At 59.6% G+C, this 20,250-nt stretch carries 17 protein-coding genes; 12 read left to right on the top strand and 5 right to left on the bottom strand.

What is annotated here, in order from left to right:
• Positions 1-10: 10 nt before the first annotated feature.
• Genes rsmA through LJU29_RS24240 form a run of 4 tightly spaced genes read right to left on the bottom strand, consistent with a single transcriptional unit; the run spans position 11 to position 5,886 of the window.
• Positions 11-817, bottom strand: a complete 807-nt coding sequence (gene rsmA / locus LJU29_RS24255) for a 16S rRNA (adenine(1518)-N(6)/adenine(1519)-N(6))-dimethyltransferase RsmA (protein ID WP_005757958.1) — start codon at positions 815-817, stop codon at positions 11-13.
• Entirely contained in the window at positions 814-1,803 is a 990-nt protein-coding gene (pdxA, locus tag LJU29_RS24250) for a 4-hydroxythreonine-4-phosphate dehydrogenase PdxA (RefSeq protein WP_257111279.1), read from the bottom strand. Before pdxA ends, rsmA begins: the two co-directional genes overlap by 4 nt.
• A complete protein-coding gene (locus LJU29_RS24245; protein ID WP_005757964.1) occupies positions 1,800-3,122 on the bottom strand; it encodes a peptidylprolyl isomerase in 1,323 nt (440 codons plus the stop codon). The genes pdxA and LJU29_RS24245 overlap by 4 nt, the downstream gene beginning before the upstream one ends.
• On the bottom strand, positions 3,103-5,886 hold the full coding sequence (locus LJU29_RS24240) for an LPS-assembly protein LptD (RefSeq protein WP_257111278.1): 2,784 nt from the start codon (positions 5,884-5,886) through the stop codon (positions 3,103-3,105). The genes LJU29_RS24245 and LJU29_RS24240 overlap by 20 nt, the downstream gene beginning before the upstream one ends.
• A 129-nt stretch (positions 5,887-6,015) precedes the next feature.
• Between LJU29_RS24240 and LJU29_RS24235 the strand changes: the two genes are divergently transcribed.
• The 3 genes from LJU29_RS24235 to LJU29_RS24225 all read left to right on the top strand — a co-directional run bounded on the left by LJU29_RS24235 (position 6,016) and on the right by LJU29_RS24225 (position 8,546).
• A complete protein-coding gene (locus LJU29_RS24235; RefSeq protein ID WP_257111277.1) occupies positions 6,016-7,041 on the top strand; it encodes an aminoglycoside phosphotransferase family protein in 1,026 nt (341 codons plus the stop codon).
• A 65-nt stretch (positions 7,042-7,106) separates the two neighbouring features.
• On the top strand, positions 7,107-7,778 hold the full coding sequence (murU, locus tag LJU29_RS24230) for an N-acetylmuramate alpha-1-phosphate uridylyltransferase MurU (protein WP_257111276.1): 672 nt from the start codon (positions 7,107-7,109) through the stop codon (positions 7,776-7,778).
• Entirely contained in the window at positions 7,779-8,546 is a 768-nt protein-coding gene (locus LJU29_RS24225) for a TerB family tellurite resistance protein (RefSeq protein WP_257111275.1), read from the top strand.
• 32 nt (positions 8,547-8,578) lie between these two features.
• On the opposite strand, the gene LJU29_RS24220 is transcribed toward LJU29_RS24225, so the two are convergent.
• Positions 8,579-9,565, bottom strand: coding sequence for an alpha/beta hydrolase family protein (locus LJU29_RS24220; RefSeq protein WP_004663780.1), 987 nt, complete (start codon positions 9,563-9,565; stop codon positions 8,579-8,581).
• Between the two features lie 78 nt (positions 9,566-9,643).
• Here LJU29_RS24220 and LJU29_RS24215 point away from each other — a divergent pair, with 78 nt between their 5' ends.
• The 9 genes from LJU29_RS24215 (at position 9,644) to trpE (ending at position 20,201) form a co-directional block, all read left to right on the top strand.
• Complete coding sequence (locus LJU29_RS24215) at positions 9,644-11,692, top strand: sensor histidine kinase (RefSeq protein WP_257111274.1); 2,049 nt, start codon at positions 9,644-9,646, stop codon at positions 11,690-11,692.
• Entirely contained in the window at positions 11,689-12,318 is a 630-nt protein-coding gene (locus LJU29_RS24210; RefSeq protein WP_004660136.1) for a response regulator, read from the top strand. The genes LJU29_RS24215 and LJU29_RS24210 overlap by 4 nt, the downstream gene beginning before the upstream one ends.
• A gap of 316 nt (positions 12,319-12,634) precedes the next feature.
• The gene (locus tag LJU29_RS24205; protein WP_005733265.1) at positions 12,635-13,759 is read left to right on the top strand and encodes an ABC transporter ATP-binding protein; all 1,125 of its coding nucleotides are present in this window, start codon (positions 12,635-12,637) and stop codon (positions 13,757-13,759) included.
• Between the two features lie 82 nt (positions 13,760-13,841).
• Entirely contained in the window at positions 13,842-14,876 is a 1,035-nt protein-coding gene (locus LJU29_RS24200) for a polyamine ABC transporter substrate-binding protein (protein WP_257111273.1), read from the top strand.
• A 77-nt stretch (positions 14,877-14,953) separates the two neighbouring features.
• On the top strand, positions 14,954-16,201 hold the full coding sequence (locus LJU29_RS24195) for an ABC transporter permease (protein ID WP_005743992.1): 1,248 nt from the start codon (positions 14,954-14,956) through the stop codon (positions 16,199-16,201).
• 11 nt (positions 16,202-16,212) lie between these two features.
• Positions 16,213-17,034 (top strand): ABC transporter permease, encoded by an 822-nt coding sequence (locus LJU29_RS24190; protein ID WP_257111272.1) that lies wholly within the window; start codon positions 16,213-16,215, stop codon positions 17,032-17,034.
• Between the two features lie 126 nt (positions 17,035-17,160).
• Entirely contained in the window at positions 17,161-17,835 is a 675-nt protein-coding gene (gene rpe / locus LJU29_RS24185) for a ribulose-phosphate 3-epimerase (protein WP_005733270.1), read from the top strand.
• Positions 17,832-18,650 (top strand): phosphoglycolate phosphatase, encoded by an 819-nt coding sequence (locus tag LJU29_RS24180; protein ID WP_257111271.1) that lies wholly within the window; start codon positions 17,832-17,834, stop codon positions 18,648-18,650. Before rpe ends, LJU29_RS24180 begins: the two co-directional genes overlap by 4 nt.
• Positions 18,651-18,719: 69 nt before the next feature.
• Positions 18,720-20,201, top strand: coding sequence for an anthranilate synthase component I (trpE, locus tag LJU29_RS24175; RefSeq protein WP_257111270.1), 1,482 nt, complete (start codon positions 18,720-18,722; stop codon positions 20,199-20,201).
• Positions 20,202-20,250: the final 49 nt, after the last annotated feature.

The raw sequence follows: 20,250 nt of genomic DNA, 5'->3' as shown, positions 1-20,250 counted from the left end.
TCCTCAGGGTTCACTCTGTCACAACTTTCTCGCTGAGAGTGTCTGCCAGACGGACGAATGCAGCCAGGTCGAGTTGCTCGGGACGCAGGCTGCCGTCTACTCCGGAAGCGGTAATCTCATCGCTGGTCAACAGCAACTTGAGCGTGTTGCGCAGGGTCTTGCGACGCTGGTTGAACGCTTCGCGAACGACCCGCTCCAGCACGCGGTGATCCTTGGCAGGGTGCGGCAATGTTTCGTAAGGGACGAGACGCACAATGGCCGAGTCCACTTTCGGCGGCGGGTTGAACGCCCCCGGCCCTACGTTGAACAGATGTTCCACGCGGCAATGGTACTGGACCATGATCGACAGGCGACCCCAGTCACCGCCGCCGGGACCGGCAGCCATGCGCTCGACCACTTCCTTCTGCAACATGAAGTGCATGTCGCGGATCAGGCTGGCGTTTTGCAACAGATGAAAAATCAACGGCGTCGAGATGTTGTACGGCAGGTTGCCCACGACACGCAGGCTGCGCGGTTCGGCGCCCAGGCTGTTGAAGTCGAACTTCAGTGCATCACCCTGATGCAGGTTGAAATTTGGCTTGTTGCCGAACTGGCCGGTGAGGATCGGGATCAGGTCCTTGTCCAGCTCGACCACGTCCAGCTGTGCGCCGCTGTTGAGCAGCCCTTCGGTCAGCGCGCCCTGGCCCGGTCCGATTTCCAGCAGCCGGTCTTCAGGTTTGGCACGAATGGCGCGCAGGATTTTGTCGATAACGCCTGCGTCGTGCAGGAAGTTCTGACCGAAACGCTTGCGCGCCCGGTGTTGGTATTGCTCGGTCATGAATGGGTCTCGGCCATCTGGTAGGCGGTTTGCAGTGCAACGTGCAGGCTGCCGGTGTCAACGTTCGCGCTGCCAGCCAGATCCAGCGCCGTGCCGTGATCGACAGAAGTGCGGATAATCGGCAGGCCGAGCGTCACATTGACTGCTGCGCCGAAACCTTTGTATTTCAGCACGGGCAAGCCTTGGTCGTGGTACATCGCCAGCACTGCGTCGCAGTGCTCCAGATATTTTGGGGTAAACAGAGTGTCGGCAGGCAGTGGGCCGCGTAAGTCCAGGCCCTCGCTGCGCAGGCGCTCCAGAGTCGGTTCGATGATGTCGATTTCCTCTCGGCCCAGATGCCCGCTTTCGCCAGCATGAGGGTTGAGGCCGCAGACCAGAATACGCGGGCGGGCAATGCCGAATTTGTTCACCAGATCGGCATGCAGGATGCGTGTCACGCGCTCCAGTCGGTCTGGCGTGATGGCATCAGCTACTTCGCGCAACGGCAGGTGCGTGGTCACCAGTGCCACGCGCAGGTCGCCGGTCGCCAGCATCATCACCACCTGTTCAGTGTGGGTCAGTTCGGCAAGAAATTCGGTGTGTCCGGAAAAAGCGATGCCGCCGTCGTTTATGACGCCTTTGTGCACCGGGGCAGTAATCATGCCGCTGAACAGCCCGTCGAGACAGCCTTGGCCAGCGCGAGTCAGGGTTTGCAGTACGAATGCTGCATTGGCCTTGTTCAGCACGCCGGTTTCTACCGCGGCTGCCAGGGGCGTATCCCAGACGTACAAACTGCCGGCAGGCGCAGGCAGGTCGGGAAGCTTATCAGGGGTGACGTCAAGCAGACTGACCGCCACACCCAGTTGCGCGGCCCGCTCAAGGAGCAGGTCACGGCTGGTGATGGCGATCAGAGGGTATGGCTGAGGCTGCGTGGCGAGCAGCAGGCAAAGGTCAGGGCCTATGCCGGCCGGCTCACCGGGTGTCAGGGCGAAACGCTTGGGTTTCACTGCGCAGCCTGGGTCGCGCCAGGGAGTTTGATTTCAACGTAGGCTTCGTCACGGATCTGACGCAGCCAGGTTTGCAGCTCTTCGTCGTACTTGCGGTTACGCAGTACGTTCAACGCCTGCTGTTCACGCGCCTGATCGGTAGCATCCGTGGAACGACGACCGAGAACTTCCAGAACGTGCCAGCCATAAGCGGTCTTGAACGGTTTGGACAATTCGCCTTGTGGCGTTTCGTTCATGACCTGCCGGAACTCCGGAACCAGAGAGTTCGGATCAACCCAGTTCAGATCGCCGCCATTGAGTGCCGAGCCCGGATCTTCCGAAAAGCTTTTCGCCAGTTCGGCGAAGTCTTCGCCATTCTGGATGCGGTCGTAGATTTTCTCGGCAAGACGCTTGGTCTCTTCTTCGTTACGGATTTCGCTCGGTTTGATCAGGATATGACGCACATGCACTTCATCACGCATTTGTGCCTGCCCCTGGCCGCCACGTTTTTCCAGTAACTTGAGGATAATGAACCCACCCGGCGTGCGCGCTGGAGGCGTCACGTCGCCGACAGGCATCGCGCTGAGCATGTCACCGAAAGGCGGTGGCAGTTGCGCAGCCTTGCGCCAGCCCATGTCACCGCCTTCCAGTGCATTTTCGCTGGAGGAGCTGGTGGCTGCGAGTTGGGTGAAGTCAGCACCTTTCTTCAGCTGGTCATAAATGCCCTTGGCTTTGACCGCTGCAGCCTGGATGGCGTCCGAAGAGGCGCTGTCAGGCGTGGCGATCAGGATGTTGGCCAGGTGGAACTCCTCAGACAACTGAGCCTTGCCCTGATCGGAGGCGAGGAAGTTTTTAACTTCCTGCTGGGATACCTGGATACGTTCGGCCACCCGGCGCTGACGCACACGGCTGATGATCATTTCCCGGCGCACCTGCTCGCGTGCATCGTTATAGGACAAACCGTCATGAGCCAGCGCGGCGCGGAACTGCTCCACGCTCATGTTGTTGCGCTGGGCAATGGTGCCAATGGCCTGATTCAACTCGTCGTCTGAGACGCGAATGCCAGAGCGTTCGCCCATCTGCAACTGCAGGTTTTCCAGGATCAGACGATCCAGAACCTGTGGTTGCAGGGCTTCTGCAGGCGGTACACCAGAGCCACGCTTGGCAATGGTCTGCTGAACTTCACGTACACGCTGGTCCATCTGGCTTTTCATGATCACATCGTTGTCGACGATAGCCACGACACTGTCCAGAGGTTGAACCGCAGCATGCACTGCACCGCTCAGGAGTAACGCGCCCAGCATCAGCGGGCGCAGACAATCAGAAAGCTTGGTCTTCACGTTCACGATAACCTTGAATGCCTTTGTCGAGGAAGCTGTCTACCTTGGCGCCAGTTACACCGCCGAGCCCCTTCAACACGATTTGTAGGAATATGCCGCGGTCGCCTTTCTCGTTCTGAGGTGCTGCCTGGCTGAACTCGTCGTAGTCGATCCAGTAGCGATTGACCAGACGCATTTTCCAGCAGCAGTTGTCGTACTCGAACCCGCCGAAAGCTTCGATGGTGCGTTCACGGTTGTAGTCATACTGCCAGCGGCTGATCAGGCTCCACTGCGGCACGATTGGCCAGATGACCGAGAAATCGTGCTGCTGGATCTTGTAGTAGTCCTTCACGTAGTTGTCATCGCCCGGACGTCCGTAGTCGCCACCGCCCACGATCCAGCGGCCAGTGCTTTCGTCGTAACGAATCTGGTCGTTGCGATAGCGATAGCCGAGGTTGACGATCTTGTTCGGGTTGTCTTCAGGCTGGTAATGGAACATTGCGCTGCCCGAACGGGTGCTCTTGCTGTCCGGATCCCAGTTGAAATCGGAGTTGAAGCGCCAGTCGCGGTTGAAGCGGTATTCGTATTCCAGCGCGTAAGGCGAAACTTTGGAACGCGCATCATCACGATCAGCGAACACGACGCCTGGCAACTGCACCTTGCGGTCTTCGAAATACAGCGCCTGGCCGATGCTGAAGCGTTGACGTTCAAAGCCGTTGTCTTCGATCCAGCGGTTGGTGATACCCAGCGACAGCTTGTTCTCGTCGCCGATGCGGTCGGAACCGGTGAAGCGGTTGTCACGGAACAGCGAGGCATAGTTGAACGTGCTTTCGCTGGTGTCGAATACCGGGATGTCGGTCTGGTCTTTCTCAGGTACATAGAGATAGAACAGGCGCGGTTCCAGGGTCTGACGGTAATCCTTGCCGAACCAGTTGGTGTTACGGTCGAAGTACAGGCCGCTGTCGACGCTGAAGATCGGCACGCTGCGGTTTACGCTGCTGTCGAACGTTCCGCCTGCGTTAGCCAGTTGAGTCTTGCCTATACCGTCCAGACTCAAGTCGTATTGGGTATAAACATACTTGAGCTTGGGTGTCAGGAAACCGTAGGTCCAGTTCATCGGCAGGCTGACGGATGGTGCCAGGTTCAGGCGATCACCGTTTGCCCGGTCAAGACCAGTAACGTTGGTGTCCAGACGGTTTTCAAAGTTGCCGTCTTCGTCAACAAATACGCCATTACGCAGGTCGCGGTCGAAACGAACGGCTTCGGTCTGGTAATCGAACTTCAACCCGCCAGGGCTGTACGGCAACGTACCGTTGACCATCAATTGAGGCAGGCGGTTATAAGGCGTGATGTTCGCAACCGTCGCCAGTTTGTAGGCCTGAGCGTTGAAAACTGCCGAGTAGCTGTCGCCACGGTAGGTCAAAGAGCCCTGCTGGTTGAGGAAGTCCGTCCTTTTAACGCCGATCTGATCGGTTTCCAGATCCTGGAAGTAATACGGGTCGCTGATGTCGGTGTAATCAACCTGGGTCAGCCAGCGCGTATCAAGTCCGCCCTTGTGCTGCCAGTTGATCATCCAGCGAGTCTTGTCGTAGTCCGACTGCAGCTTGCGGTCGTCATTCTCGTCGTTCAGGTACGCGCCGCCAAACTGGCCTTCGCTGCCTTTGGTCAGGTAGCGGAACTCGCCTTCCATCAGCAGGCCGCGGTCAGCCATGTAACGCGGGTACAACGTGGCGTCGTAGTTCGGTGCCAGGTTGAAGTAGTACGGAGTAACGAGCGTGAAACCGTTATCGCCGCCTGCCGCAATGGACGGCGGCAGGAAACCGGACTGACGACGGTCGTCGATCGGGAAGTAGATATACGGCGTATACAGAACCGGTATGTCCTTGACCCGCAGGGTAACGTTGGTCGCTGTACCGAAGCCGGTGGCCGGGTTCAGCGTGATGTTGTTGCCCTTGAGCGTCCAGGCGTTGCTGTTCGGCTCGCACGTCGTATAGGTGCCGTCCTTGAGCCGGATGATCGCGTTCTCTGCACGCTTGGCGTACAGGGCGTTACCGCGGATGTTCGACTTGTGCAGGACGTACTCGGCATTGTCGACACGGGCTTCGCCGGTATCGAGTTGCAGCTCGGCCTTGTCACCGACGATCAGCGCGCCGTTGTCGCGCAGACGGACATCGCCGTTCAGCTCGCCACGGTTCTCGGCCTGATGCAGTGCGGCCTCCTGGGCCTGTACCTGCATGCTGCCCTGGCGCAACACGACATCACCTGCCAGCGTCGCGACCTGCGCTTCCTGTTCGTAACGCGAAGCCTTGGCTCCGACGAACATAGGCGCGTCTTTCATCGGCGTCTTGTCGTCCATGCCTGGGCGGATCGGCTCGACGTAGGCACCCGAGCAATACGGACCGGTCTCGGCCAGTTGTGCTGCGGTGAGCTTTTCACGAGGAACCCAATCAAGGTGGCTGTAGTCAGCACTACGCGACCTGAGACCTTTGCCCTTGGCTTCGGTAACCAGTTGCGTACCCGCAACCTGCTCACCCGAAGAGGTGCTTTGCGAGGTGACTGTGCCGTTGGAACTGACCGACGTCGTGTCATGCACGGGGCGCGGAGGCAGGTCCACTGCAGCAGCATTGGATTTCGGCGCACAGTTCCAGGCACCCGAAGCAGAGACTGAGCAGTCATACTGTTCCGCGGCGACCACGAACTGAGTGGCCAGAGGTTGCATCGCCAGCAGACTGCCGGTTACGAGCAACGGAAATTTTTTACGAAACGCGGGGGATTTCAATGCCATCTTATTAGTCCGGGCTTCCTGCGCGCCATCTGCCCGCGGGGGGGCCGCACGCCTCTCGATGGGCTGAAAAAGATTCCGGATAATAAAGCATGACCCGCTTGACGGCTAGCGCCGTCGGAGACCCTTGTAATGTCAGATCAAGATATACGCCTGCAATCCCTGAAAGTTTGGCTCGATGAGCAGTTGCCAGCGCTGTTTGCGGCGCAAAATTGGGGCGCTGTACCCCCGGCTACATTGACTGCGGCCAGTAGTGACGCAAGTTTTCGTCGTTATTTTCGCTGGGAGGGCGCTGGCCGAACTTTTATTGTGATGGACGCGCCGCCACCGCAGGAAAACTGCAAACCGTTTGTGGATATCGCTCATTTACTGAAAAAGTCGGGCATTAATGTTCCAGAAATTTATGCCGAAGACCTGACGCAAGGCTTTTTGCTGCTCAATGATCTTGGCCGTCAGACCTATCTGGATGTGATTGACGCTGACAATGCCGATGCCTTGTTCGCCGATGCAATCCAGGCGCTGCTGGCCTATCAGCAATTGCCGATGGACGCGCCGCTGCCCAGCTATGACGTCGCGTTGCTGCGCCGTGAACTGGAGCTTTTCCCCGAGTGGTACGTAAAGCGCCACCTGGGTATTGAGATGGACGAGGCGCAACTGAGCGATTGGCAGCAGGCCAGCGATTTGTTGATCAACAGCGCTCTGGCGCAGCCCAAAGTGCTGGTGCATCGCGACTACATGCCGCGAAACCTGATGATCAGCGAGCCCAATCCAGGCGTGCTGGATTTTCAGGACGCTGTCTACGGCCCGGTCACCTATGACGTGACCTGCCTGTTCAAGGACGCGTTCCTGAGCTGGCCACAAGAACGCGTCAGCGACTGGCTCAGGGCCTACTGGGATCAGGCGCGCGCCGTTGGTATCCCGGTGCAGGAAGATTTTGCAGCCTTTGAGCGCGCCAGTGATCTGATGGGTGTTCAGCGCCATTTGAAGGTGATCGGTATTTTTGCCCGCATCTGCCACCGCGATGGAAAGCCGCGTTATCTGCAAGACGTCCCGCGCTTTTTCGCTTATATAGAGGCAGTTTTGTCGCGCCGCCCCGAGCTGGCTCAGCTCGGGCAGTTGCTCACCAGTCTGCAGCAACCGGTAGAGACCGCTGTCTGATACGCCAGCGACGGCCTGAAAAACGGCCATTTTGAAAGAAACCTGATTGTGTTGAAGAGGACTGCATGAAAGCCATGATTCTCGCCGCCGGTAAAGGCGAGCGAATGCGCCCGTTGACCCTGCACACGCCCAAACCGTTGGTGCGTGCCGGGGGGATGCCGTTGATCGAGCACCACCTGAACGCCTTGCGCGCAGCCGGGTTTCACCAGCTGGTCATCAACCATGCCTGGCTGGGGCAGCAGATCGAGGATTATCTGGGCGACGGTCAGCGTTTCGACCTGAGCATCCGTTATTCCCCCGAAGGCCAGCCGCTGGAAACAGGCGGCGGGATTCATCGGGCCTTGCCATTGCTGGGCGTTGAGCCGTTTGTGGTGATCAATGGGGATATCTGGACGGACTATGACTTCAGCGCTTTGCGCGTGCCGCTAGCCGGTCTCGCGCATCTGGTGCTGGTCGATAACCCGGCACATCACCCCACTGGCGATTTCTCGCTGGTTGACGGTCAGGTGCGCGATGACGATTCGGCAGGCCAGCGGCTGACCTACAGCGGCATCGCCATCCTGCATCCACAGTTGTTTGCCAACTGCGAGCCCGGTGCGTTCAAGCTTGCGCCGTTGTTGCGTGAGGCCATGCATCAAGGCCTGGTAACGGGAGAGCACCACAGAGGGCGGTGGGTCGATGTCGGCACGCACGAGCGTCTGGCTGAAGTCGAGCAGTTGCTTGCGGAGACCCGCTGAATGCTTTGGTCTGGCACATTGATCGGCGCGGGTGTCGGCTATGCAATTGCCAGCATCCCGGGCGCGATGCTGGGTGCTCTATTGGGGCAGGCGCTGGACCGGCGCCTGAAGCTGCAGAGCTGGGCGCACCTGCGCGAGCGTCTGGGCGGGCGGGCGGCGATACCCGCCGATGGGCTGCTGTTTGTGTTGCTGGGCCGTCTGGCCAAGAGTGACGGACGTGTCCTGGCCAGTCATATTAATCAGGCCCGTACCGAAATGCGCCGTCTGAACCTGAACGAGGCGGACCAGTTGCGCGCCATCAACGCCTTCAAACGCGGTCGTGACGGTGCCGACGGCCTGCGCAGTTATTTGCGCGGTCTGCACGGGCAGCCGGACACCGCCGAGGAGTTGTTGCGTGCCTGCTGGCGCATGGCCTGGGCGGATGGCAAGGCTTCCCGGGTCGAGCGCGAGCTGATCGGAGTATGGGGCATGTGGCTGGGCTGGACAGGACCACAAGTCGAAGCGCTGGCTGCCGATCACGACCCGATGAAGCGTTCGCCGGTCAGTAGCGGTGATGACTACAAAAGCGCGATGACGCTTCTGGGAATAAAACCGGACACCGATCCTTTAAGCATCAAGCGCGCCTACCGTCGGCTGCTCAGTCGGCATCACCCTGACAAGGTTGCCGGTTCGGGTGCCAACCCTCAGCAAGTGCGGGTGGCTACCGACAAGACCAGCCAGCTGCATAACGCCTATCGGGTGGTAAAGGCCCGACGCGGGTTCAACTGAGCCTGCTGTGCGTCGGGCGCTCGGGGTGAAGCTTATTTTTCTTCCTTGGCGTCTATCCAGCCACGAACCCTGCGGAACAGTTGTTCTTGCTCGGTATCTTCATTGCCCACGATATTGATCAGACCAATCTGCGTAAAACCGGGGCCTTTGGCGCGTTTGCTGGCCTGCAGACGTGCTTTGGCGGCCTGGTCCGGCGAGTTTTTGTAGATGAAGTCGGCGGTCTTTATTTTCAGCTGAGGCACCATGTCCAGCAGAGAAGGCGCAGCATTGACCGGCTCGCGCGCAGCAAGCATCACCAGCTTCTGCACGGCAGGCGATGTGCGTTCATTGAGGAATCTGGCTGCCCAATAGGCACCGCTGCTATGGCCGATCAATACGATGCTGCGAGCCTTGTTCTGCTGCGCAAAGCTGATCGCGCTTTCGATCCGCGCGAAGATGCGCTCGGCCTGAGCCTTGTTGAGTTCCTCGTCGGCAGCTGCCTTTGCGGTTGCTGCGGCAGCCAGAGCCTCGGCTTCAGCTGCCGGGTCTTGCGCTTTCGCACTGGCGTCCTTAGGGGATTCCTTGGGTTTGGCAGCGTTCGCGTCGGTCGAGGCGGCGTCGGGCTCGCGTGGCACCAGGCTGTTGTCTATCGCATCCGGCAGGGTGATGCTCAGGCTTGACCAGCCGACATCCGGAAATTTTCTGCGCAGCGGGCCGACGGCATCCGGCCAGTCCGGTGACTCGGCGTCGCCAGGCACAATGATCACCGCGCCCTGGGGCTCGTCACTGTTTGCGGGCTTCCAGAGCGCGAGAAAGCTTTCGTCACCCGCCTGAAGTTGCTGCTGATCCTCGCGAGGCAATTGACGCTCCAGCGCTATCGCGTCTTCCTGCGAGCGGCTGAGCAGCGGTGCCCGTTCTACCGGCGCTTCGGCAGCCGCGTCCTTGGCCGGGGCCGGATCGGCTGCGAGCACAGGCAATGCGCAAGGCAGGACCAATGACAGAAACAATGCAGGAAACGTTGCGCGAAAGGTGTAGGACATCGGATATTCCAAGCCAGAAACTGTCCCGGCAGCCTAATGGGTTGATCGGCTTTTGTCAGGCCTGAGCCTGCGCGGCATATGGCCGTCATACGAACACACGAGAGCGACACATTGATGATTGGTCTTCTGCGCACCGGCTTTATCGGCTGCCTGGCTTTGCTCTTGATGGTTCAGATGGCGAATACGCAGGCCGACGAGCCACAAACGCCTGAACCTGCGCAGTTGAGTTCAGCACAGCGTAGCTGGCTCGATCAGCATGGCCCATTGCGGGTTGGCCTGGTACTGCGCGCGCCTTACGCCCAGTTCGATCAGCGTTTGCAGCAGTTGTCCGGCGCTAACGTCGACCTGATGAACGCGCTGGCAGCAACGCTGCCGGTCGAGTTGCTGTGGCGGAACTTTCCTGATCAGGCGGCGCTTGAGAAGGCTCTGGCCAATGGTGAAATCGATGTTGCGCCTGGTTTGATGCAGACCCCGGCGGGCCTGCGTCTGTGGTTGTTTTCCGATCCGTATCTGCGTGTTTCGCAACTGTTGATCGGCGAACGTGACGGCAGCACTGCCGTGGACCTCGAGAAACTCGACAGCCTTTCGCGGGTTGCTGTACGCATGCCAGGCCCTGCCGCCGATTACCTGCGCAGCAATTTTCCGCACCTGAACCTGCAAGGCGTGCCGCTGGAGCGTCAGGCGCTGCAATTGCTGCTCAGTCAGCAGGCACGGTATGCCGTGGTGGACGAGGCGCAGCTCAGCCGTTTGCTCCGCGAGCCGGAGTTTGCCGGGCTTGCGATAGTGGGGGATATCGGGCTGCCGCAACTGTTGCGCGTGGCTTCACGCCGTGACATGCCGGAGCTGGCCGCCATTGTCAGCGAAGCGTTGCGCGCGATTCCTGCCAAAGAGCTGGAGCAACTGCACGCGCGCTGGATGCCACTCACCCCATCGCATTTCATCGAGTCGACCAAGCTCTGGAAAAACCTGTGCATTCTGCTGCTGGTAATGTTGCTGGCCTGTTTCGCCATCGTGATCTGGCAGCGTCGCCAGCAGCAAGCGCAGGAGCAGGAGTTGCTTTGCGCGCGAGAAGAACTCGCCCGTCGCGTCGAGGGGGAGGAGGCGCTGCGTCTGGCGCAATTCTCCATCGACCAGAGCACTGTCGGCATCCTTTGGGTCAATTGGGACAGTCGTGTGCGTTACGCCAACCGGGCGGCGGAATCCATGCTCGGCTACGCGCCGGGACAGGTGGTCGAGCGCCCGTTGATTGATTTCGAGCCCGGTCTGCACATGGACCGCTGGCTCAACCTGTGGAAGAACGCGCGTTCCCGCGAAGACAGCCCGCAGGTGTTCGAGGCCCATTGTCTGCGCGCTGATGGCAGTCTTCTGCCTGCCGATGTCTCGTTGAGCTTCCTGCGCTTTCACGAGGCGGAATACCTGGTGGTGTTTCTCAGCGATGCCAGCGAACGACGCCGTGCGCATGATCAGTTACGTGAATTATCAGCGCACCTGGAAAGCGTGCGTGAAGAAGAGAAGGCGCGTATTGCTCGCGAGGTGCATGACGAGCTGGGGCAGATGCTGACGGTGCTGAAGCTGGAAACATCAATGTGCGAACTGGCCTATGCTGACCTGGACCCCGGCCTTGGTGAGCGACTGGACAGCATGAAGCGTCTCATCGCTCAGCTGTTTCAACTGGTGCGTGATGTTGCCACGGCATTGCGGCCACCGATTCTCGACGCCGGCATTGCGTCGGCCATCGAATGGCAGGCACGCCGTTTCGAGGCGCGCACGCAAATCCCTTGCCTGGTGCAGGTGCCGGACAACCTCCCGGTGCTTAGCGATGCCAGAGCCACTGGCATGTTCCGGATTCTCCAGGAAGCGCTGACCAACGTCATGCGCCACGCCCAGGCGCACACGGTGGAAATCAGCCTGACGTTGCAGGATGGCATGATGTGCATGAGCATCGCCGATGACGGGCAGGGGTTTGTCGTCGAGTCGGGCAGGGTGGTTTCATTCGGTCTGGTCGGGATGCGCGAGCGGGTGCTGATGCTCGGCGGCAGACTGGAGCTGGACAGCGATGCCGGTGAGGGCACAACCTTGCGCGCCTACATCCCGTTGGACCCCGTCGCACAGGAGCGAAGCCAGTGATTCGTGTTTTGGTAGCCGAAGACCACACCATCGTGCGTGAAGGGATCAAGCAGTTGATTGGTCTGGCCAGAGACCTGCAAGTGGTCGGTGAGGCCAGCAATGGCGAGCAACTGCTCGAAACCTTGCGTCATGTGGCCTGCGAAGTGGTGTTGCTGGATATCTCCATGCCCGGCGTCAATGGTCTTGAGGCGATTCCGCGAATTCGCGCACTGGCCAGTCCGCCCGCCATTCTGGTGCTGTCGATGCACAATGAAGCACAGATGGCGGCACGTGCGCTGAAAGTCGGCGCCGCAGGTTATGCCACCAAGGACAGCGACCCGGCGCTGCTGCTGACGGCAATTCGTCGGGTAGCGGCAGGCGGGCGCTATATCGACCCGGACCTCGCCGACCGCATGGTCTTTGAAGTGGGCCTGACCGATAGCCGGCCTTTGCACTCATTGTTGTCGGAGCGCGAGTTCTCGGTGTTCGAGCGCTTGGCGCAGGGTGCCAACGTCAACGACATCGCCCAGCAACTGGCACTGAGCAGCAAAACCATCAGTACCCACAAGGCGCGGCTGATGCAGAAAATGAAACTCAACTCACTGGCCGATCTCGTCAAATACGCAATGGAGCACAAACTGCTCTGAGTCTGAAAACGACACTCCAGTTGAGTGTCGGGTCGGTGCCTTACTCACAACTATCGTGCGACGCTCCGCGTCGGCATGCCGTTCTGTACGCTCTGCGTCCTCTTTTGTGACGCAGAGCGTCACGTACTGCATTCCCACGCTGGGGCGTGCGCAACGATCAGGCTCACTCACATACTCAATCGCGCCATCGCTGTAGGGCAATCCCTACCCCCCCGCCTTCCAGCCTGCCTAGGCGATTCTCTCCCGGCTGCCGATTTGCGGGGCATTCAGGCTGCTCTAGGCTTGAGCCCACGCAGACAAAACAAAGGTGTGGGTAATGAGCGACGTCGATACAAGCGCTGGAGCAAATGATGTTCTGGTCAGCTTTCGTGGTGTGCAGAAGAGCTACGACGGCGAAGCACTGATCGTCAAAGACCTTAACCTGGATATTCGCAAGGGTGAGTTCCTGACGCTGCTCGGCCCGTCCGGCTCGGGCAAGACCACCAGCCTGATGATGCTGGCCGGTTTCGAGACCCCGACGGCTGGCGAAATCCTCCTCGGTGGCCGCGCCATCAACAACGTGCCGCCGCACAAGCGCGACATCGGCATGGTGTTCCAGAACTACGCATTGTTTCCACACATGACGGTGGCCGAGAACCTGGCGTTCCCGTTGTCGGTGCGTGGCATGAGCAAGACCGATGTTGGCGAGAAAGTGAAAAAGGCGCTGGGCATGGTCCAGCTGGACACCTTTGCACATCGTTACCCGGCGCAGTTGTCCGGTGGCCAGCAGCAGCGCGTGGCGCTGGCGCGTGCGCTGGTGTTCGAACCGCAACTGGTGCTGATGGATGAGCCGCTCGGCGCGCTCGACAAACAGCTGCGTGAGCACATGCAGATGGAGATCAAGCACCTGCATCAGCGTCTGGGTGTGACCGTGGTCTACGTGACCCACGACCAGGGCGAAGCCCTGACCATGTCCGACCGGGTCGCCGTCTTTCATCAGGGCGAGATCCAGCAGATCGCACCGCCACGCAGCCTGTACGAAGAGCCGAAGAACACCTTCGTGGCCAACTTCATCGGTGAGAACAACCGCCTCAATGGACGTCTGGTCAGTCAGGATGGCGACCGCTGTGTCGTCGAGCTTGAGCGCGGCGAAAAAGTGCATGCGCTGGCGATCAACGTCGGCCAGCCTGGCGGCCCGGTGACCCTGTCGATCCGCCCTGAGCGCATCAACCTCAATGGTCGCAGCGAGAATTGTGCAAACCGTTTTTCCGGCCGCGTGGCCGAGTTCATCTACCTGGGCGACCACGTTCGCGTGCGTCTGGAGGTAGCCGGCAAGAACGACTTCTTCGTCAAACAGCCGATTGCTGAACTGGACCCGACGCTCAGCGTGGGCGATGTCGTGCCGATCGGCTGGCAAGTCGAGCACGTCCGCGCGCTCGACCCCTTGCAGCAAGTGCATTGATCTACCGATAAAAGCAATAACAGAGGCGACCTGATCGCCCATCCCAATCGCTTACCAACACTGCTAGTGGAGAAAAGAACCTATGTTGAAGTCTTTGAAGTTCACCGCCATCACGTTGGGCCTCATGTGCGCCGCGCAGGCCATGGCAGCCACCGACCTGACCGTCATCTCCTTTGGCGGTGCCAACAAGGCCGCTCAGGAAAAGGCGTTCTACGCGCCGTGGGAAAAGGCCGGTAACGGCAAGATCATCGCCGGTGAATACAACGGTGAAATGGCCAAGGTCAAAACCATGGTCGACACCAAGAGCGTTTCCTGGGACCTGGTAGAAGTCGAATCGCCGGAGCTGGCCCGTGGTTGCGATGAGGACATGTTTGAAGAGCTGGACCCGAAACAGCTGGGCAATGCCGCTGACTTCGTGCCTGGCGCCATCACCACCTGCGGTGCCGGTTTCTTCGTCTGGTCCACCGTGCTGGCCTACAACGCCGACAAGGTCGCCACAGCTCCAAACGGCTGGGCCGATTTCTGGGACACCAAGAAATTCCCGGGCAAGCGCGGTCTGCGTAAAGGCGCCAAGTACACCCTGGAATTCGCCCTGATGGCTGACGGCGTTGCGCCGAAAGACGTTTATAAAGTGCTGGCCAGCAAAGACGGCCAGGACCGCGCGTTCAAGAAGCTCGATGAACTCAAGCCAAACATTCAGTGGTGGGAAGCAGGCGCACAGCCGCCGCAGTATCTCGCTTCCGGTGACGTGGTGATGAGCTCGGCCTACAACGGCCGGATCGCTGCTGTGCAGAAGGAAAGCAACCTCAAGGTCGTGTGGACCGGTGGCGTATATGACTTCGATGCCTGGGCCATCCCGAAGGGTTCGAAAAACGCCGATGCCGCGAAGAAGTTCATCGCCTACATGCTGAGCCCCGAGCAGCAGAAGACCTATTCGCAGAATATCGCCTACGGCCCGGCCAATACCCAGGCGGTCAAGCTGCCGGACAAGGAAACCCTGCAGAACATGCCGACCACGCCTGAGAACATCAAGGATCAGGTGCAGATGGACGTAGCGTTCTGGACCGACAACGGCGAATCCCTTGAGCAGCGTTTCACTGCCTGGGCTGCCAAGTAATCAGGCTGCATCACGTCAGATCCGGGCGCTCTCTGCTGTAGGGAGCGCCCTCTCGTTGAAAGATTCCGGAGTTCGCTATGGCCATCGCCGTGCCCCTGACTGAAGGCGCCAGCCCTAACTTGAAGCAACGTCTCGCTCGCGCCGAGCGGGTCAACCGCTGGAAGGCTCAGGCATTGATCGCTCCGCTGGTGATTTTCCTGCTGTTAGTGTTTCTGGTGCCGATTGCTGCGCTGCTCTACAAGAGTGTCGGCAACCCCGAAGTCGTCGCCGCATTGCCGACCACTGTGGTCGAAGTGCAAAAGTGGGATGGAAAAGGGCTGCCACCCGAGTCGGTCTACAAGGCAATGAGCCTGGACCTGGCCGAAACACGCAAGAATTCCACGCTGGGCGATCTGTCCAAGCGTCTGAACATGGAACTGGCCGGTTATCGCAGCCTGCTGAGCAAGACCGCTCGCGCCTTGCCGTTCAAGACTGAACCGGCCTCTTATAAAGAAGCGCTCGAAGCGCTGGACGAGCGCTGGGGTGACCCGGCCTATTGGCAGGCGGTGCGCCGCAATACCAGCAGCATCACCCCGTATTACCTGCTGGCGGCGGTAGACCATCGTATCGATGACCTTGGGGAAGTCGCGCCTGCGACCCCGGATCAGGCGATCTATCTGGATATCTTTGCCCGTACCTTCTGGATGGGCCTGGTGATTACCGCGATCTGTCTGGTGCTGGCTTATCCGCTGGCTTACCTGCTGGCCAGCCTGCCTGCGCGGCAGAGCAACCTGCTGATGATTCTGGTGCTGTTGCCGTTCTGGACCTCGATTCTGGTACGTGTGGCTGCCTGGATCGTGTTGTTGCAGTCGAGCGGTCTGATCAACAGCGCGTTGCTGGCGATGGGCATTATCGACAAGCCGCTGGAACTGGTCTTCAACCGGGTGGGCGTATACATCTCGATGGTGCACATCATGCTGCCGTTCATGATCCTGCCGATCTACAGCGTGATGAAGAACATCTCCCCGACCTACATGCGTGCCGCCATTTCACTTGGCTGCCATCCGTTCACCAGTTTCTGGCGCGTGTACTTCCCACAGACCTACGCCGGGATTGGTGCAGGCTGTCTGCTGGTGTTCATTCTGTCGATCGGCTACTACATCACCCCGGCCTTGCTGGGCAGTCCGAACGACCAGATGGTCAGTTACTTCGTCGCCTTCTATACCAATACCAGCATCAACTGGGGCATGGCCACCGCGCTCGGCGGGTTACTGCTGTTGGCGACCATCGTGCTGTACCTGATTTATAGCTGGCTGGTCGGCGCCAGCCGCCTGCGTCTGAGCTGAGGAGTGTCACCATGTTGAACCCCTACACATCGCCGATCGAACGCATCTGGTATTACGCCTTGCGCATCATCTGCGCACTGGTGCTGCTCTTTCTCGTGTTACCGGTGCTGGTCATCGTGCCGTTGTCGTTCAATTCAGGCAGCTTTCTGGTCTATCCGCTGCAAGGGTTCTCGTTGCAGTGGTATCAGGACTTCTTCAACTCCGCCGAGTGGATGCGCGCACTAAAGAACAGCACGATCGTTGCCCCGGCCGCTACGTTGTTGGCGATGGGCTTCGGCACGCTGGCGGCGATCGGCCTGACCCGTGGCAACTTTCCCGGCAAGGCGCTGGTCATGGCGCTGGTGATTTCGCCGATGGTGGTGCCAGTGGTTATCGTCGGTGTCGCCAGTTACCTGTTCTTCGCGCCACTGGGCCTGGGCAATAGCTACACCTCGCTGATTCTGGTCCACGCGGTACTGGGCGTGCCGTTCGTGATCATTACCGTGTCGGCCACTTTGCAGGGTTTCAACCACAATCTGGTACGCGCTGCCGCCAGCCTCGGTGCATCGCCGCTGACTGCATTCCGTCGTGTGACCCTGCCGTTGATTGCGCCAGGGGTGATTTCCGGTGCGCTGTTCGCCTTCGCGACCTCGTTCGACGAAGTGGTGGTGACGCTGTTCCTCGCCGGGCCGGAGCAGGCGACCTTGCCTCGGCAGATGTTCAGCGGCATTCGCGAAAACCTCAGCCCGACCATCGCTGCCGCCGCGACCTTGCTGATCGGCTTCTCCGTGCTGTTGCTGCTGGTACTGGAGTGGTTACGCGGGCGCAGTGAAAAACTCCGAACGGCTCAATAACCGGGCGCCGCAAGTTTCAAGCTGCCAGCCAAGGCGAATCCATTGGCGTGCAGCTTGAGGCTTACCGCTCCAGGCGAAGCTTGGCGTACAATCCGCGCACCGTGATTCTGCTCAAACAGGTGCGTCATGCAGCCCTTCGTTATTGCTCCATCGATTCTTTCCGCTGACTTCGCCCGTCTGGGTGAGGAAGTCGACAATGTGCTGTCCAGCGGCGCCGACTTCGTTCACTTCGACGTGATGGACAATCATTACGTCCCGAACCTGACCATTGGTCCGATGGTGTGCAGCGCGTTGCGCAAATATGGCGTTACTGCACCGATCGATGTGCATTTGATGGTCAGCCCGGTGGATCGCATCATCGGTGATTTCATCGAGGCCGGTGCCACCTATATTACCTTTCACCCGGAAGCGACCCAGCACATTGATCGTTCGTTGCAACTGATCCGTGAAGGCGGCTGCAAGGCGGGGCTGGTGTTCAACCCGGCAACTCCGCTGAACCTGCTGGAGTACGTGATGGATAAGGTCGACATGATCCTGCTCATGAGCGTCAACCCGGGTTTCGGCGGGCAGAAGTTCATTCCCGGCACGCTCAACAAGCTGCGTGAAGCGCGGGCGTTGATCGATGCGTCGGGCCGTGACATCCGTCTGGAAATCGACGGTGGCGTAAACGTCAACAACATCCGTGAGATCGCAGCGGCAGGTGCTGATACCTTCGTTGCCGGTTCGGCCATTTTCAACGCGCCGGACTATCGGGAAGTGATCGAGAAAATGCGTGCAGAACTGGCAGCATCCCGCGCATGAGCGGCTTTGAGCAGCTGTTTGCAGGCAAGTTGCCCAAGCTGATCATGTTCGACCTGGACGGGACCCTGGTGGACTCGGTCCCTGATCTGGCAGTAGCGGTGGATACCATGCTGGCTGAACTTGGCCGGCCAATAGCCGGGCTTGAGTCGGTCCGCGCCTGGGTCGGCAATGGCGCACCGGTGCTGGTACGCCGCGCGCTGGCCAACCACCTCGACCACAGTGGCGTCGATGATGAACTGGCTGAGCAGGGTCTGGAGATCTTCATACGTGCCTACGCTCAGAAGCACGAGTTCACCGTGGTCTACCCCGGCGTGCGTGAAACCCTGAAATGGCTGCAGAAGATGGGCGTCGAAATGGCACTCATCACCAACAAACCGGAGCGCTTTGTCGCGCCGTTGCTGGATGAGATGAAGCTGGGGCGTTTCTTTCGCTGGATCATCGGTGGCGACACCATGCCGCAGAAAAAACCTGACCCTGCCGCGCTGTTTTTTGTAATGAAAATGGCGGGTGTGCCTGCCTCGCAAGCGCTGTTCGTGGGTGATTCACGCAGTGATGTACAGGCTGCCAAGGCGGCCGGTGTGGCCTGCGTCGCGTTGAGTTATGGCTACAACCATGGGCGGCCGATTGCCGAGGAAAACCCGGCGATGGTCATCGATGATCTGCGCAAACTGATTCCCGGTTGCCTGGACATGGACGCTGAGATACTGTTGCCCGACATCAAACGTCCCTCCTCAAGAGAATCCATCGTGGTGGTCACTCGCAAGCTCTGGATGAAAGTCATCAAGGCCCTGGCCCGCTGGCGTTGGCGCGCCTGACTTGATCCTGGCCGGCCTGCCGGCACGTTTGCCTGACTGACCGTTTTTCCTCAAACCACGAGGTTGCTCATGAACCGTGAAGAATTCCTGCGTTTGGCCGCCGAAGGCTACAACCGCATCCCGCTTGCCCGCGAAACCCTGGCCGACTTCGATACGCCGCTGTCGATCTACCTCAAGCTTGCCGATCAGCCCAACTCCTACTTGCTGGAGTCGGTTCAGGGCGGCGAGAAGTGGGGGCGTTATTCGATCATCGGCCTGCCATGCCGCACCGTGATGCGCGTTCATGGCCATCACGTCAGCGTGACCCACGACGGCGTCGAGATCGAAAGCCTGGATGTCGAAGACCCGCTGGACTTCGTCGAGACCTTCAAGGCGCGTTACAACGTACCGACGATTGCCGGGCTGCCACGCTTCAACGGCGGGCTGGTGGGCTACTTTGGCTACGACTGTGTGCGCTATGTCGAGAAGCGTCTGGCCAACTGCCCGAACCCGGACCCGCTGGGCGTGCCGGATATCCTGTTGATGGTGTCTGACGCGGTCGTGGTGTTCGACAACCTGGCGGGCAAGATGCACGCCATCGTGCTGGTCGATCCGGCGCAGCAGGATGCCTACGCACGTGGCGTCGCGCAGCTTGATGAACTGATGCACAAGCTGCGTCAGCCGATCACGCCGCGTCGCGGTCTGGACCTGGACCGGCCTCCGGCTGCCGACCCGGTGTTTCGCTCCAGCTTTACTCAGGATGATTACGAGGCTGCGGTCGACACGATCAAGCAGTACATCCTCGCGGGTGACGTCATGCAGGTTGTGCCGTCGCAACGCATGTCCATCGATTTCAAGGCCGCGCCCATCGATCTGTATCGGGCGCTGCGCTGCTTCAACCCGACGCCTTACATGTACTTCTTCAACTTCGACGACTTCCATGTCGTCGGCAGTTCGCCGGAAGTGCTGGTAAGGGTCGAGGACAACCTGATTACGGTGCGTCCAATCGCCGGTACTCGCCCTCGCGGTGCCACCGAAGAGGCCGATCTTGCGCTGGAAGAAGACCTGCTGTCCGATCACAAGGAAATCGCCGAGCACCTGATGCTCATCGATCTGGGCCGTAATGACGTTGGGCGGGTGTCCGAGATCGGTACGGTCAAACTGACCGAGAAGATGGTTATCGAGCGTTATTCCAACGTGATGCACATTGTTTCCAACGTCACCGGTCAATTGAAAAACGGGCTGACGGCAATGGACGCACTGCGGGCGATTCTGCCGGCTGGCACGTTGTCCGGTGCGCCGAAAGTTCGCGCCATGGAAATCATCGATGAGCTGGAGCCGGTCAAGCGCGGTGTCTATGGCGGCGCCGTGGGGTATATGGCCTGGAATGGCAACATGGACACGGCTATCGCGATTCGTACTGCGGTGATCAAGAACGGCGAACTGCATGTACAGGCCGGTGGCGGCATTGTTGCCGACTCGGTGCCGGCATTGGAATGGGAAGAAACCCTGAACAAGCGCCGCGCCATGTTCCGCGCTGTTGCCCTGGCGTCGCAGCCTGCCGAGGGTTGAGCAGGCGTGCTGCTCTGGTAGTTAGATAGCTATCGTTCCTCATGCTCCA

This window comes from Pseudomonas ficuserectae (assembly GCF_024584585.1).
In the GTDB taxonomy this organism is placed as follows: domain Bacteria; phylum Pseudomonadota; class Gammaproteobacteria; order Pseudomonadales; family Pseudomonadaceae; genus Aquipseudomonas; species Aquipseudomonas amygdali.
This window is presented reverse-complemented; position numbering and strand designations above follow the sequence as displayed.